The sequence below is a fragment of the Pseudoalteromonas luteoviolacea DSM 6061 genome (genome assembly GCF_001625655.1).
In the GTDB taxonomy this organism is placed as follows: Bacteria; Pseudomonadota; Gammaproteobacteria; order Enterobacterales; family Alteromonadaceae; genus Pseudoalteromonas; species Pseudoalteromonas luteoviolacea.
The window spans coordinates 1-16,529 of record NZ_AUYB01000122.1 but is presented as its reverse complement, the minus strand read 5'-3'; the positions used below and the strand labels follow the sequence as shown (position 1 = coordinate 16,529).

Below are 16,529 nucleotides of genomic sequence, written 5' to 3'. Positions count from 1 at the left end.
TCAATAAAATTACAAATTTCATCATCTATCTATCACTCAATGGACTTGCAGACAGTGCTTTATTAAAAGTTTTAATAAAGTTTACTGTATTATCAATTGCATTCATTGGCATTACAGTAGCACTGCCTTCTACAGTAACATTTTCATATCTTCCAACTAAAGCCAACGAGAGCTCAGCATCTGTATCTGCTGAACCTTTAAGCGCAACATGCAGATCTTCTTTACCAAGAGTTCTTTGAACGTTTATTACCGATTTACTTGCATTAGTTGTCAGATTTTCAACATGCTCTACGTTCACCGATATCACTTTTGCATTCACTTCAATGAGCTCTGACGTTAACTCTATTTCTCCTGATTGGTTCGCCGATATTGTCTGATTGGTTTTAGGTATATCAGTCGACAATTTGTAACCAGCTTTAGCGACAGGCTTGGCTTTGAAGAATTTAAATGCTCTTTCAAAATTCCGGCTCATGGTAACCATTATATTCTGTGAATATTCATTTACAATGAACTGAATTGCACTAGTCACTGCACCATTGGCAAACTTTCCACCCGTCAGCCTTGAAACTGTACCACCAGCAATCGCTTGAACTGCCGTGGCACCAAACTGGCTGTCAACTTTAGCTGCAGTAAATTTACCTACTCCCTTCATAAACCCAGCATTTATAAAACCATGACCAAATTTACCGCCTTGAAGGTGACTCAAGATGCCTCCGGTCACAGCATGTGCTGCAATTTGAGTAGTTTTAGCCCATTGTAGGCCATGCTGACCATAACCAACACCACCAAATACCGCACCAGAAATAGCACCTTTAACTGCTCCTTTTAAGGTCCCTGTTGAAACAGCTCCGGCGACAAACCCTGATGCAGCACCCGCAAGCATACTACCGGTAAAGCTAAGTGTATTAACGCACATAGCTCCCCAGCCGGTACCAACTGTTGTCATTGTCGCAAACCCATTGGCCATCAGCCAACTGCTAGCGGCTCCGTAAGTAACAACTGCCAAAGCTGCGGCCGCAATAACTTTCCAGTATTTTTTAACAAAACTACCAAGCTTCTTAAATAGATACCCGCTAGGGTCCGTATAAGACAATGGATTGTTTAGTACATAAGAATAAGCATTATAATTCTGAGTATTTGTTGGAGCCTGCACAAATGGGTCTGCCTGCATAAAGCGCCCAGTTTCACTATCATACAAACGACCGTTCATATGTAATATTCGCTTCTCGCCACCCAATGAAATGGGCTCATGCCCAGTATACGCCTTAAAATTACTGGAAACACTATCAAATATGGTTAGAGTTGCTTCTTGGGCATAATTTGCATCAATCTCAGCTTGGGTCTCAACTACATCTGATTGTTTGCCAAAAATATCATAAGCATAACGTTTTAAAAGCTTGTTTTCACTGTTTGTAATTGCAATTGTTGAACCTTGGTGGTCGGTAAACATCCATTTCGTTTTACTCTGACCTGTACCGTAGTAGGTTTGCTGCGCATCGTTCCCTATATAGCGATTTATCACAGATTCTTTTGCTGTATCACTAGGAACTGTCAATTGCAATGCGCCTACATAGTAAATTGTGTTTTCTGAATCTACTCGTTTGAATCGGCGATTATTAGCATCATAGCTAAACTTAACAATTTCGTCTTTACCACGGATCTCTACAGCTTTATTTCGGGCGCTATATTTAATGCTACGTATCGATAGGGTACCTTCCTTAACACTCGTTTCATTACCATTAGCATCATACGTAAAGGTTTCATCATTTTTGGTTTGGTTAATTGCATCAAAATCAATCTGCGCGAACCCGCCTTGGTTGTTTGAGGCGTTACCCGCTGCAGAACAAACATTACCAGACAACTTATTACGAGAAGTTAACGCATGCAGTGGTTCTGAGTTTTCACCGTAGTTTTGATCCCACTTTGCAATAATTTCAACATTAGAGCCGCTGCACTGCGCAGTTTCGTGAATTCGATAATCAGCTTTTTCTTCCAGATTACCAGAAGCTGAGTATTTAAATAGATCAACATTATTAACACCTAATACACGGTTTAAGCTGTCATAGTGATATGTTCTTTCACTCATGCCTAATTGAGAACGCGCCACTAAGTTGCCAACGCTATCAAATTTATAACTATCTGATTGAATATACGTGTGGCTTTTACTAAATATAGAGCTAACCATCCCCTTCGCGTCATAACCAACAGCCATAGTCACATTGCCTTTCTGGTACTCAACTACTTGGCCACGCTCATTAGTGTCAATTATTCGATAGTAATTTTGCCCTTGTCCGCCTTCACGGGCTTCAGTTTTCGCAACCACCTGACTGTATGCATATTCAAACGCTACTCCTCGCGCCTCAATATACTCACTACTACCACTATTTAGACGGCGGTAATCATCAAATTGCAGCGCAATACGACCGTATTCATCATACGCGGTTTGTTGGATAACACACTTGCTCTTTACTGGATCTTTAAGCGAAGCATCAACTATGCGTAAGTCATTACTTATTGTATTAAATGCAACTTTTGACTCACAATGATTAGTACCATCTAGGCTAGTTAACATTGCAGCAGTTCGACCAAACGTATCGTAGTAATAGTTACGCTGCCAATCATTACTTTGATTTTCAGTTAAAAGTAAATGAACATCGTCAGAACTTGTTCCATAGTGCCATTCACTAACACCTTCATTCCCCACAAAACCATTAGGGGTTGTTTGACTCTGCTTTATCTTACGCGCGAATCCATCATATTCGTTCGTAAGTACTACACCACGAGCATCAGTTTGAGTTATTAGGTCTCCAAATGCATTATAGCTATATGACCACGTACCTCTATTAGCATCTTTTTGAGATAGTTTGCGCCCAAGATTATCATATGAAAATTCTATCAGAAGGCTGTTGGTACTATCCTCTGCACTAGAGTGCACATCCTTCTTTTGACCATTAGCATAATAAGTAAAGTGAACCGCTTGGCCACCGTTTTCATCCGAAGATACAACTTGCCCTAGTATATTTTTAGTAACATTTTTAATCTGATCAACTATACCTGCTCCAGCAATAGTTGTCGTACTCTTCATACCCGAGTATTCGATTGTAGTAGTAGTACCTGAGTTAGGGTTATTTATAATAGAAGTCCTACCCAAAACATCATATTGCGTATCAACCCTTTGAGTACCTGCTTCTGTAACTTCAACCGTCCTACCATACAGATCAAAACTGAGTTTATTGGTCAACCATTGACCAGTCATGTCTATTTTACTGGTATGATATGCTCGACCCATTTTATCTAGATACTGCACTTCAACCAGTTCACCATTTACTTCTTGATTAAGTTGTGCGGCACAACCCTCACCATCTGAACAATATGATAAATAACTCAACGACTGAGCGCCGGTGCTTTTATATTGACCAACTTCTCCACCGAATTGGTCATATATTTTTTCGACAACAACACCATGTACATCTTGTACTTTTACAGGGTCGCCAAATGCATTTCTGCTTAGTACTACCTCACTCTGCATCTTGAGCGAAGGGTTCTTACTACTCCATTGCTCGGTATATTTAGCATACCTTCCATCATTGTCTATTACGTGACGCCTATAACGAGTCTCTTTATCTATGTCATTACAACCACTATTAGTTGTTGCAATTTGAGCTTTGTTACCAAATTCATCATAACTATGCTCCGTCGTCAGCTCTATATCACAACCAAGGCCTTTTCCAATGGTTTCCGACTTCAACATATAACGACTATCATGATTTTCGTCATAGTAAGTAAAGTTACTTGTTCGTTCTAGTACAGGCATATTTGGTACTTTTGTGGTAACAGTCGTTGTCTCTAGACGACCATACCTCTTCTCAAGAACACTCAAGCCGTATGTATTTTCGGTTGTCACAGACTTTGCTGAAACTTCGAAGCGAGGACCGTTCTCTACAAAGCCGTTAACTCGACTAGATGCAATTTCATAAGTATCAACTGTCAAACTAGTTACATTTGCATATTTATCTTGTTGTGTTGTTGTGTCAACACAAGTAAAGGTATTCACAGATAAGTTTGAATCAACTATTGCACTACACTCAATAGCCTGAGAATTGTAAACTCGGTAAGACTTAACACCGCCGAGTTGCTCAATCACGTCCAAGTAGTACTCACTCTTAGCTCGACCTAGAAGTGTATTCTCGGTTCCCATGCGCTTTTCTGTCGAGTAAGGCATACCTGTGAGCGGGAAAGCCTGATGATAGCGAGTCGTAGTCGTAAAAATAGTATCTACCGTATCGTTGGTGCCCCTTTTTGCTGTTGTAGTTATCAATGCCTTAAATCCAAGCGAGCCACGCCCGCCAAACTGGCCTCGAGCACCTTGATAATGGTAGTTAACTTTACTTCGCGCCGTATTATCTGTTGAAGAAGGGTTATCTGTTTCAACAAAATGAACCAAAGGATTTGCACCTATCATCTTGGTAACTTGCAAGCCATCTTTTGCAAATTGCTCAGCATCTTTCGTCAAATCATCTTCAAGATCACTGTACACTTCAGGGTTAGTCATGAGTGCATAATTAATTGAAGTTTTGTTTCCAAAGCCCTGCGTAATGCCAGTTAAGAAGCCTTCAGTGGGTGATTGGGCCAAGTTGTATTTAACCTGCACACCTTGCTCGTTCTTAATAAGAATGTCAGACACACCATCATTGTTGTAATCAGCAAAGAAGGCATAGTGTCCTTTTTCATGATTTAGCGAAGCTCTAAACGCATTATTTGAAACTTCTTCAAAATCTCTTTGCTCCGGCAACCATTCGTATTGTGACCAAGTGCTATAAATTCCATGTTTGAAGAACAGCTCAACCTTGCCATTCTTATCAAGGTCCATAAGCATCGGTGGAATATGCTCAGATACAGTACCACTACTGTGCTTATCCGAATGAGCGGTCAATGAGAAGATAGACGAAAATGCAACTTCGCTGCTAGATGTATTCAGAAGTACCTTCCAGCGTTTCATATCTTTGTTGTACCAATCAGACGCTAGGTAAATGATATCGACTAAACCATCTCCATTTATATCGGTCGGAGTTAGTTTTTCAATTTTACCCGCGGTCGCAACATTGTGAGCACTAAACTTGTTGTATGAACCATTACTGTCGCTCCCCTGATTGTAATGCACCGTTATGCGCTTAGCCTCGTAATCATCACACTTGTTACTATTATCGCAACGTAGAGAAATGATATCGGCTAGACCGTCATAGTTAAGGTCCATTACCTGCCAATCTGTACCTTTTTCAGTAAAGTCACCTCGAGAATCAAAGCGAATATTTGAGTTCGTAGTTGTTAGCGTTGTTGTTCCACCAAAACTATTAGAGCTTGGGTTCCAAACTTTAACATAAAGGTTAGCGTTGTCTCTTTTTTGCTTAAAGACAAGGTCTACATAACCATCACCATTAAGGTCGGCGGGCTTTATTTCTCTCATATACTGATTAGAAAGCCAACCAGTAGGTAAGCTGTGCTCGTACAAAGTATCTGTGCTGTTGAGGCTATACATTGTCCAGAATTTAGCTCTATAGTCGTCAGTATGCTCAGAACGCAAATTAATAACTAGGGATTGCCTGCCATCTTGGTCAGGGTCAATCGCAAACATAACGACACTCTCGTGGTCGTCTTTGCGGCTTAGGTATCTACAAGATAACTCTTCTGGGCGCTTATATGTATTTCCTTGATAGACACACAGCTTATAAGACTTGGCATCTTTGTTTGCACGAACTAGTGTAACAAGCTCAGGTTTACCATCGCCCTGTAAATCTGCCAGTGTTACCGCTGCCATCTTCTGGAACTCTTGTCCCCACTGAACGGTTCCTACAGACATAACTCCACTTTCTGCTTCAAAGTTTAAATCTGTCGCAAAGGAGTCATATTCAAACGTAATAGGCTTACGGCAAACATTGCCGCGACACTGCTGCACTTGCTCAAGCAGGCGCATGCCATTATTCGCCGCTTTAAATGACAGCTCGTATGTGCTTAGCTCTTCACCCAGATGATTTTTAACCACAATGTCAGATAAGCGCGCACGCTGCTGCATAATTGCTTGCTCAATATAGACAGTGCTGCGCACTTCACCAACCGAGTAGTTAAACTCAACTCGGTTACCACTATACTCAATAGCACTTAATACTCGCTCAGAAGCACCTAACTCACTAGTACCCACGGCATCGGTATAAATGTAGTTAATGGTTGTCGCTTCTTTGCGTTTATTGTCTTCAACCTTGCTGATAAGCCATGAGATAGTAGACTCATTGCCTTCACTATTAGTGATGCTTACACGGCTTAATGCGGTCAAACCATATTGTTTGATTGAACCATCTTTACCTTTAACAACGAACCACGTATTGCCGCCTTGAGTCACCCTTAAAACGGAGATTTGGCTGTCGATTTCAGTAACATACTCTTCCTCGACCGTCGCACCATCGAAGTGGCCACTGCTTGTTCTCACATTCGTACTCACTAAGCGCTGTCCGTCTATACAGTAGCGATCTTCATCAGTGAGTGTAATGCCTTTAAACTGGCCATCTTGTGCTTTAGTTTGACGACAACGGCTAATACTAGAGCTTGCAGCAAGACTCCAACCCAAAGCAACAGGTCCATCAGAGCTTTGCGAACTATAATTTAGGCTCACACTTGGCTGTACTCCGGTGATACCAGCTGGCAATGCGATTGGAATGCTATAGGCTGCAGCACCAGACTCGGTAACTCTGAAGTTGCCAGATGTTGACTGTAATTGCGCATGATTGCGAAGCGCGTATTGACTCAACGAGTGCTTACTAGCCTGTGTATTAGGCAATTTAACACTGATAGGAGACTCTACTGCACTACTTTCAACTTTAAGTTGAACCTCATTTGAATAGTCATTACTACACTGTAAACGCGTGCCATTATATTGGGTCGAAACGCTAATACAGGCTTTTACTTTGAAGTGGTATATCCCATTTCCAAACTGTTTATATAACGTAGTAAGGTTATTTGCAGCAGCCGTGTCTGCATCAAATTGCTGACCGAGATGATATGCTTCAGGGTCATGTTGCTCATACAGCTGATACTCGCTCACCCTTCCAGTAGTTGTCACATCAATACGAACATTGCCGTTGCCATTGTCAACTACGGAAATTACAGGTGCAACCAAACCATCGCTTGGATCGACAGGGTTTGTACCCAGCTCGTCTTCAGCACGGTCACTCAGACCATCACCATCTGTATCAAAGTCGTAAACACATGACTTGGTATCTAAACAATAGTCATAGAAATAATATAGTAGGCTGTTTACAGCACCTTCATACTGTGTTCTTGCATGACCTAGCAAAGCGATTGTTACATCAGCTCGCGTTACCCCTGATTCAAGTACTGATACCCAATAAGCTTGATTACCAGAGCCTAACGAGCCTCCATCTAGTACATCATTAGATGACGCACTGCCCAATAAATAATTGAATAGGTGGTTGATAAATGATACATCACTTGCATTGGCTAAATCTGGATTAGCATTGATAATTGCATTGATAATTTCGTTGTATGGATGATCATGGGCGAGCAAAAATGCTAAAAAGCTCAGTTCATTTTTAGTTGGTGAACGCTGTAGCAACACATACATTGCTTTTGCAAGACCAATAACTTCAGTATGTGATTGATCTGGCTGCCACTGAGCTAGCTCCCAAGCCTGCAATTCAGCTGCATAGACGTTGGCTAGCGAGCTAATGTCTTGCCACTTAATCGCATTTGCACCAATCATTCGATTGTCGATAACATGTAATTCGCCATCTTCAGTCGTTACATAAATATGACCTGAAGCAGACACTGTCGGCTGTAAAATGATGCCGCCACTGCCTGGGAATTCATAGTGCCATTGCACATTACCCGTTTCGGTATCAACTGAATAAAGTGCTTCATCCATTGAGCCAACATACAAGTTTTGCTGCTCGTCTATCGCTGCCTGAGCTCTTATAGGGCCTTGTGTTTGTAACACCCAATTGGTAATTTTACGCTTGTTTGGTTCAGCCTGTAGTGGGTCATGCGTCAATTTGTAAAAGCGCTTATTCAAGCTCCCTACATAAATTTCGTCTGCTGCATTTTTGCTTGTGACCAATGGTTTAGCGACAACTTCGTTTGATAAAGCTGCTTCAAACTTGTGAGACCACACATAGGTCAAGCCTGACGAAGTGTTTAGTTTATAAGACTTAAGACCATCTTTTTGACCAACATATAAATAGTGATTATCACTGACTGTATATTCATGATTCGCCAATTCTGGGCGTTCTTCTGATCCTGTCTTATCAATGACTATCGTATCTCTAAGCCACTTTGAATTTTCCTTAACGCCATTAGCAATAGTCAGAGCAAGACCACCATTTAAATAACCACGACAAATACGATCATTTACTTGAGCAGACAAACTGTTACCAGAAACCACCGCTGTAACTGGGAAAGTTTCACCCGTTTTTCTCAAACGAATATGTACTGTTGACTTGCTAGAGCTAAAGCCAACGCCTTTCGCGCTCAATGTAAAAGCTGTTTTTCCGCTATTTAATGCGTCAACAGAACAGTTTTGAATGTCACCTGAGCTAAAGAATGGCGCAATATGTTCAATTGTTATTTGCTGTCCAGCGATACACTTGCTTTGACTGTTACACGCAGTTACTTGATACGTGTGTCGACCTAGGTTTAGATTATTGATCTGAACAGCAGTTGCCTGATTTGAAGATAGTTGCAACTTTTTCGCAGTTGAGTTGTTTTTATCGCTCGGTAATCCTGGCCATGTATGTATTTGATATTGATTAGTAACTCCGTCGGCATTTGCTTTCCATTTTAAGGTATATGATCCACCAACCTGACTTGGAAGGTTATCAAATACTGGTGAATGGGGAGCCATTTCGTAGTTTTCAATATTGATGCGGTTTGATGACTTAACCAAACCAAGTACAACTTTGCTAGGATCGGAGTCATTATAATTTTGAGCTACCGCTTCAACCAACAGCTCCTTACCATGGTCTTCGACTTTGGTATCAATTGTGAAGGAGTAATTTAACTGCGTTACAGTGATATTGTTCTTCTTAAGAACTTCTTTGCCACCAACATAAACGCTATAGTTTAGTCTTCTGGTATTGCTCATACCTGCAATAGTGGCATGGTACTTACCGTTGTTGGCTTCATCCTTTAGAACGGTGATTTGCGCAATTTTAGGCGTGTGTGGTACAGGGTCAATAATTGTGACCCCGGTCAAAGACGTTCGAGCCTTATTATTTTTGTTATCTGTAGCAACTAAAGTATACGTTTTGTTGGAACCTATATCTGCTGCAGATGTCACCCATTCAACCGTTACATTTTTAGCTTGAGACTGCTCTTTTGCAAGGCCTATTGGCAACCTAGGGCTGACAGTCACTGAAGTCAACTTTCTGCCTGTTATTTCAGAGCCTTCAAATAGCTCTAATTTTGTAATTGTGGTTGACTGAGCACCCAATGAAGAAGCTTTTGCTCTAAAAGTGACTTTATCGCCAATGTTGTACTTTTTCTGTTTCGGGTTGGTAAACACAATACCATGATGGTTTTTGAAATTGACGGTTACCTTGTTGCCTTTTTTAACATTGAGCTTATTGGCTGCATAAACAGTATAAGTACGGACACCTGCACTACTACTGCTAACGCGGTGAGTACAAGTTGTACTAGATTTTGAACACGTTTTAATAGGACTCGAACAGCCATTATCTGCATTCACGTTGGTCACATTAAACGCACAAAGATAAAACTTATCCAAATCGGTGGTGCTGTTTATAGTCGCAGTAATAGTAATGCTATCACCTACAAATGGTGCACTATTGCTCACTCTAATATTAGGCACTGGCGGCAGTACGCCATTTACTTTCACAGCCTTAATACCGGATAAACTATCTTGCTTATCACGCGCGCGGGCTTGTATTGTCGTATCAGCATTTATTTTTAACGGGATAGTACATTTTGCTGACTTGCCACCAATACTACATGCATTGTTATATGCATGGATATTGCTACCAAAGAAAGTCTTTGCACCTTTCCAGCCATTACCCACATTTAGCTCTAGGTCTTTTAGCTGATTTGCCGATGAAGAGTTGGTATCAGAACCATTTACAACAATTGATACATTAGTACCTAATTTTACGTCAACAGTAGGGGCTGAACCAACAGAGGAGGCCCCTGCAGTATTGTTAACACTGAGCGTGACTGTTGGTTTTTTGTTGGGCTCCTTCATGGTCACATAAAAGGTACTGGATGTGCTGTCACCCAGTTTATCAATAGCCTGAACGGAGTACCTATACCGCTTAGCGCTCATGCCACTTTTATAAAACGTATGGGAACAGGTATTAACCGTAGAACTTGTTGAAACACCACAGTTTTTGACGACTCGATAATCTCGGAATATCTTGATTGATTGTAGATCTTTACCTGTATCAGTGATTTTAAAAGTAGTCGTAAAGTTGCTGTCCATTGAATGTGTATTGGACGACCCCGAATGAGAGCGGTAACTAACACTTGGTTTCGTACGGCTAATTACATTGATTGTTCTCTTACAATCAATCGCTGGAACACACATAAATGGGTTAGTGCGCTTTCCCCAACAATGTTCATGTTTATACGAAGCAGAGTATGTACCCGCTTGAGTAAATGTATAGTAAAACGGCGACTTAGAACCCGAACTAACGCCGTTCCTTTTCAGTGTCACAGTGCCCTTTGAAAGCTTTACACTACCATTTTGCCAAAAGCCTCCGTAAGAAGGCGATACTGAACTGCTTCCTTTGTGGAACTTAACATAGGTTTCGTCGCCTACAATGGCCGTCATATCAGAGTTATCGCAATAATTTGCTTGGGTAAATGCACTGAATGAAGCGGCAGTTACAAAAAGCGCTTTGGTTAGAAATTTCATATACCATCCCTCCAAACTACTTTAAGTTCTTCAGGACCTTGTGGTGCATTACTTGGCGCAGAACCTGCGGCAGAAACCTCTGCACTTGGACTCATTCTAAACCACTGACTAATTGTTTCCATAGTGGACAACTCTGGCTCCTTAACAACTGCAGGAACGTCAACTCCCATGAGCTCATCGGCCTGCTGAATTACAAACTGCGGCTTATAAAGGGCAATATCTTGGTTCATAATCAATGAAGGGGTGGTGACAATGCCTTGTGTTTGGTTAATGCTGTTTTTCAATGAAAACTGACGTTTTAATTTCAAATTATTGTGTGGATCTAGCACATCAATGGTGCCGTCTCTGTGGAATACATAAAGACCTGTTTGTACATCATCTTGCTGTTGAGCGCTGCTAGTAAAAGACTTTGCAAATCGTTGTACGCTTGCGACGAAGCCAAGATTGACCTCTGGAGCAGGTTTAACCATCACAGGGCTTGCAAGTAAGTTATTGTTTGTTTTATCTGAACAAACCTTTGCTGATGCATCAAGCCAACGTACTCTGCATGCTTGGCCTGTATTGTCAAAGTAGCTTTCGGTAAAGTATAAAAAATCACCATCTACGACTGGTGCGTTATTGATAATACCTTCCAGTTGCATATTCCAACCGTGGCGCCATGTGACTTCACCATCGCTACGCCTTACACCCTGATAGAACATTAATAGTCCATCATGTGTTGCAAAAAACAGATTATCGTCATACTCAACAATGCTCTTTTCAACGATATCAAGTGATGACTCATAGAGCGGCTGCTTAAAACCGCCTTTTTGTCCCTGCAACTGGATTGGGAACTTTGGTTTAGACGTCACGGATAAATTTTTGTGGATCACTTGCCCGCCAAAACCATGTGCGCTCAATGTAAATTCTGTTAGACCAGAAATATAAGGTGTCGTAACCCCCTGAGTAGGATTTAACCCCTGCTTTACTGAAACCACTGAGCCTGCAACTTTTTGAGTTAGAGTAACACTAGACGCACCCAGCACTGACCAACCTATATTAATTCGCCCAGCGTCATCAGAACGAGCGCTGTCGCTGTAAAATGCCTGAATATTAAGGGGGTCTTGAACATTTCGAATATTTGATTGCCAATCCGCACAACCATATCGATGACAAGCTCTAACGCGAAACGGACCAGTTATACTTTGAGTGGAGTAATGTGTAGATGTATATTGATCACTAATAGAAACCCACTGGCCATTTTCAAAGTGCTGAATTTGGTAATAGTCTGCATCGCTAACCGGCGACCAAGCTAGTCTTGTTTGACCAGAGTCTGTATTTAACGACAGATAAGAAGCCTTTTCAGGCAACAATTCTATTGGTATAAATATTGTTATACTACCAACATTAATGGGCGCATACGCTTGTTCAAACGATGCATTTGCTGTCATGGACAACAGCGCTATGCAAATCCCCCAAATTCTGTTCACATTATCTCCTAAAAGTCTCAGTGGCAAAAAGTGCGCATACTATTCAAAAGAATCTGTGTAATCAATGTACAGTGTAAAGATATGTAAAAATGAAAATAGACATTATTTAAGTGATAACAAATAGATTGATATTCACCTTTAAAATCAGATATTTAAAAATCAACTATCACTTATAAAAAACTTCATAAACTAACAAAAACATTCGTTAACAAAGTATTAAAAATTACTGGCGTTATAGACATATTTTGAAAAAGCACACTCATTTTAGGAGCTAAATTTTTTACTATTTTGCTTGCCTTATAACTGTTCAAATTACGCATAAAATCGTCAATTCGTTATACTCATTTACCTTTATTTATGCAGTAGAAATAAAAAAGCTACCACTAACTAATGACTAAGTTAAAGGTAGCTTCCATTGATATGAGAGGCTTCTACAGTGTTTTACGGGGGTAAACTTGATTAGTAATAGCTTTCTTGAAGTCCAACAAAATCTACTTCACAGCTATTTTCAGCTTGTGAAAAAATACGTACTTTTTTACCTGACATTTGCGCTGCAATTATGGTACTAAACATATGATTAACCGCTTGGTCTGACTTTTGGCTGTATGTAATGGTTCCAAACGGCCTACCATTTTCTGAACAGCCTGGCGTCCACAATTGCGATCCTTTTTCAAAGTAAACTTTAATCGCTTTATTATTTGAAAAGTCATAGACTTTTGTACCAACTACTTTTCCAAATGCGATATCGCCAGCAAAGACATTTAATGCGCAAGATATTGCGCCTATAAATAGTATTTTATTTAACATTACAGCTCTTTATATTTATATGTTTCGATATTAATTATATAGAAACCGATAAAGTAAAAACAGCTTCATAGGCTATGGCAAAAACCAACACCATAAAAACAGAAAATTCAAACAAGGCTAACACCATTATTACCAAACATCATCAAATTCAATTAATAACACATTAAAAAATACCAGCCATTAAGATTGAATTTAAAACCTTCTCACTTGCACATTTAATATTGCAATATATTCAATAATTAAAATAGCAGCAAAAAACTTCGAATATATACTAACCAACCCACTTATACCGAGTCGCAGTGTTTACCCCTCTAGCTATGAATGACGATTAAGATAGGGTTGGAAGAACTTTCCGATTTTCGATGGCTGGGGTGGTACTTTGATACTCTCTTAGATAGCTTATTTTACTCATCTTGGCTCCGTTAACTTTCCCGATTATACGCGAAAATGGGAATGTTTTGGAGATGGTGATGATTGCTAGTCATGCTGAAGTAGGTGTGAAGCTTTGATGATTGGTGTATCAGGATCCCGCAGGGATCCTGATGAGGTACTTTACATGTCAATACTAAAGCATACTGAAAAAGGGAGGTCTTGAGGAAGGTGCTTTGTTACATCTTCAGTTGGTGCGCTCCCTTTTATTAATTCAATCTTTCCATGGTCAAATACAAAACAATTTGAAGAAAAGGTGTAAGCTAACACCTCTCCTCGAAACGAGTTCACGCACTTATCGGGAATAGCAAGTAACCTGCAAAAAACATTAGATAGTTCGCTGATATTATCTATATTATCCCTCACCCAGTCCTTATCTGCTGATACTAGAATCCAATCATTAACATTCTGCACTAGCACTCTTTTAGCCGATAATGCTAGCGCATCAGACATCAAGTGAGACGCTATTTCATTAGCTGGTGACTCTGTGTTTGCTAAGTATTTTTCAGGGTGTGCCTTTATTAACTCAACTGCCGTTGGTACTGGTTTTAGGTCATTCAAAGTATATTTCTTCATGGCGTCGCAACTATATCTTCAGTCTTTCTGTATGAATTAAATGTACCAAATGCTTGCGGAGGGACCAAATATTCATAACCGTCCGCTCTAAATCCACCAACCGGAATTTTCTGAAAGTAAGCTCCATTAGCATTTAGCCCACCCAGTGCTTTATTTGAAATAATAAACTGAATGACGGCACCTTCTCCTCGTCGAGTGGCGAAGAATACAGCATCATCATAGTCGGTGGCCAAGTAAAAACCCGGTGGGCCATCTATTTTATTGCCAGCAGCTATTTGAGCACTAAGCGGCTCACCGTTTAGCAATCTGATTGCAGATTGAACGTCAGTGCCATGGTAAAGCACTATTCCCCCATCTGCTGTTCTTACTCTTGAAATTGCAGCCGCTTGTTCTTTCTCATGCGCAGCTATATTCTCAGCTATTACAGGTGCAGCAAGCGCGTTCATCTGATCATCAGTTGCTGTTTTACTTGGTGACACAGCTTCAATACCAGCCATAACTGCTACTCCTCCGAGCAATGCTGCAGCTCCCTTAGCGACCACCTTTTGATCCAAAGCTTTGATCGCCGTAAGCGCAGCTGCACCTCCAGCTAATGTACTATCAATACTACCAGAGTTTGTACCAATAGCCGTCAAATCACTCAAGCTTGCTATCTGTTCTGTGGTTTCTTCTAGGCCATTATTCAATGCAGCATTGATATTTGTAGCAGAAGCTCTTTCAGCTATAGACTGGTCAGCATATGCTCCAGCTTTGGCTCCTGAGTCGACACTTCCGTCACTATACATAACAGAGCAACCGGGAGCTGGATCATGTCGCTTTACTGCCGATCCCGTTTGACACGCTGATGAGTACCCTGTTGGGTCTGTGCCCCCCAGTGGGTTATTCATAATATACGAATAAGGATTTATTGACTGAGAATTCCCTGGTGATTGGATAACAGGGTCCACACTCATAAACCGCCCAAGGTTATAATCGTACACTCGACCGTTCATATGGATCAGTTCTAATTCGTCCAGATGCTCATGGTCGGTAAAACCACGTTTGGTTTTTGCGGTTGCAAAATCCTCAAGCTTTGCGTTTTCTTTCAACCCACCGGATGCTTTTCTTGGTTTACCGAATGGGTCAAAGTTTCGCTCGGCAATAACTTGACCATTGGCGTCGGTTATAAGCCTTGCACTGTTTAGCCTATCTTTGTGTAGGTACCTTACCTCAGGTGTACCATTAGACTCCGTGGAAATAATCGCAAAATCACCAATGTAGGCACGTGTCGTGGTTTTACTACCCTGAATATCAAGTTCATAGTGCTTGCCCGCATAGTACGTGGTGGTGCTGCCATTCACTTGTTTGTAACGCATGTGGTCTGCGCCATAGGTAAAGGTCGCTGTTACCCCATTTTTAACAATGCGCGTCGGCTTGTCCATGGCGTTATAACTGGCATGAGTCAACCCGTCACCCGCTGTCATGTTACCTCGGGCATCGTAGCTAAAGCCTACCCAATTACCTTGCTTTGTAAGGACCTTTTTAACCGCATTTGCGCCACCACCTGAGTGGCCATTGATATGCTCTGCATAGTTGTAATTGGTCGCATAGTCCGATTTTGAAGTGATGTTGCCAACCTCATCATAGCCGTAAGTTATGACTGTATGCGCGTCAATTTTGTTTTCTTCTAAACGATGCAAATGGTCGTATACATAGGACTCTGTGAAAGCATGCTGCTTATCAATTTTGCCAGATGTCACTGACATATTTGTAAGGTTGCCAAAACCATCATACGACGTGTACGCAATATTGAGTAGCTCGATATTGCTTTTACGCGTGGTATGCTCGGTCATTTGACCAGTTTGAGCACTGTAGTATGTGTCTGTTGTGAGGCCATTACCCAATAGCTGTGATTGAATAAATCCATAAGCATCACGCGCAGTTATATTTTGGTAAACAAGGCCACTGGCTGTGTTTTTGGTTTGCGTCTGGTAGCCCTTATCATCGTAAATGTATTCTAACGTAAGATGATTTGGGTAACGTAGCCCTTTAACACGACCATAATTGGTGTCATAGTAAGTCTTAGTGGTAAAGCTTTGTCCATCTCCACTCACCGTATGTGTAACCGGTCTACCAAACTTATCGTAATCGTAACTATGGGTTACGCCATTGCCCGTTGTGCTTGTTACTTGGCCAAAAGACTTAGTATCAAACTCATAAACATAGGTGTCTTCATCCGTAGCACTGCGTTTCGTGGTACGCCCCAACACGTCATTGCTAAAGTATACTGAGTGCGTGCCATTACGCAGCTCTTTTTGTACTTCACCAAAGCCATT

At 41.0% G+C, this 16,529-nt stretch carries 5 protein-coding genes; all 5 read right to left on the bottom strand.

Annotated elements, in window-relative coordinates; all coding sequences use genetic code 11:
- Positions 1-25 precede the first annotated feature (25 nt).
- Positions 26-10,933, bottom strand: a complete 10,908-nt coding sequence (locus N475_RS17450; protein WP_063365693.1) for an FG-GAP-like repeat-containing protein — start codon at positions 10,931-10,933, stop codon at positions 26-28.
- Positions 10,930-12,402: a hypothetical protein gene (locus tag N475_RS17445; protein WP_063358231.1), complete on the bottom strand. Its 1,473-nt coding sequence runs from the start codon at positions 12,400-12,402 to the stop codon at positions 10,930-10,932. The genes N475_RS17450 and N475_RS17445 overlap by 4 nt, the downstream gene beginning before the upstream one ends.
- 459 nt (positions 12,403-12,861) lie before the next feature.
- The gene (locus N475_RS17440; protein WP_063365692.1) at positions 12,862-13,209 is read right to left on the bottom strand and encodes a hypothetical protein; all 348 of its coding nucleotides are present in this window, start codon (positions 13,207-13,209) and stop codon (positions 12,862-12,864) included.
- A gap of 552 nt (positions 13,210-13,761) precedes the next feature.
- Positions 13,762-14,214: a hypothetical protein gene (locus N475_RS17435; protein WP_063365691.1), complete on the bottom strand. Its 453-nt coding sequence runs from the start codon at positions 14,212-14,214 to the stop codon at positions 13,762-13,764.
- Positions 14,211-16,529: RHS repeat domain-containing protein (locus N475_RS17430; protein ID WP_162269608.1), on the bottom strand; the 2,319-nt coding region annotated here is incomplete at its 5' end. The genes N475_RS17435 and N475_RS17430, both read right to left, overlap by 4 nt.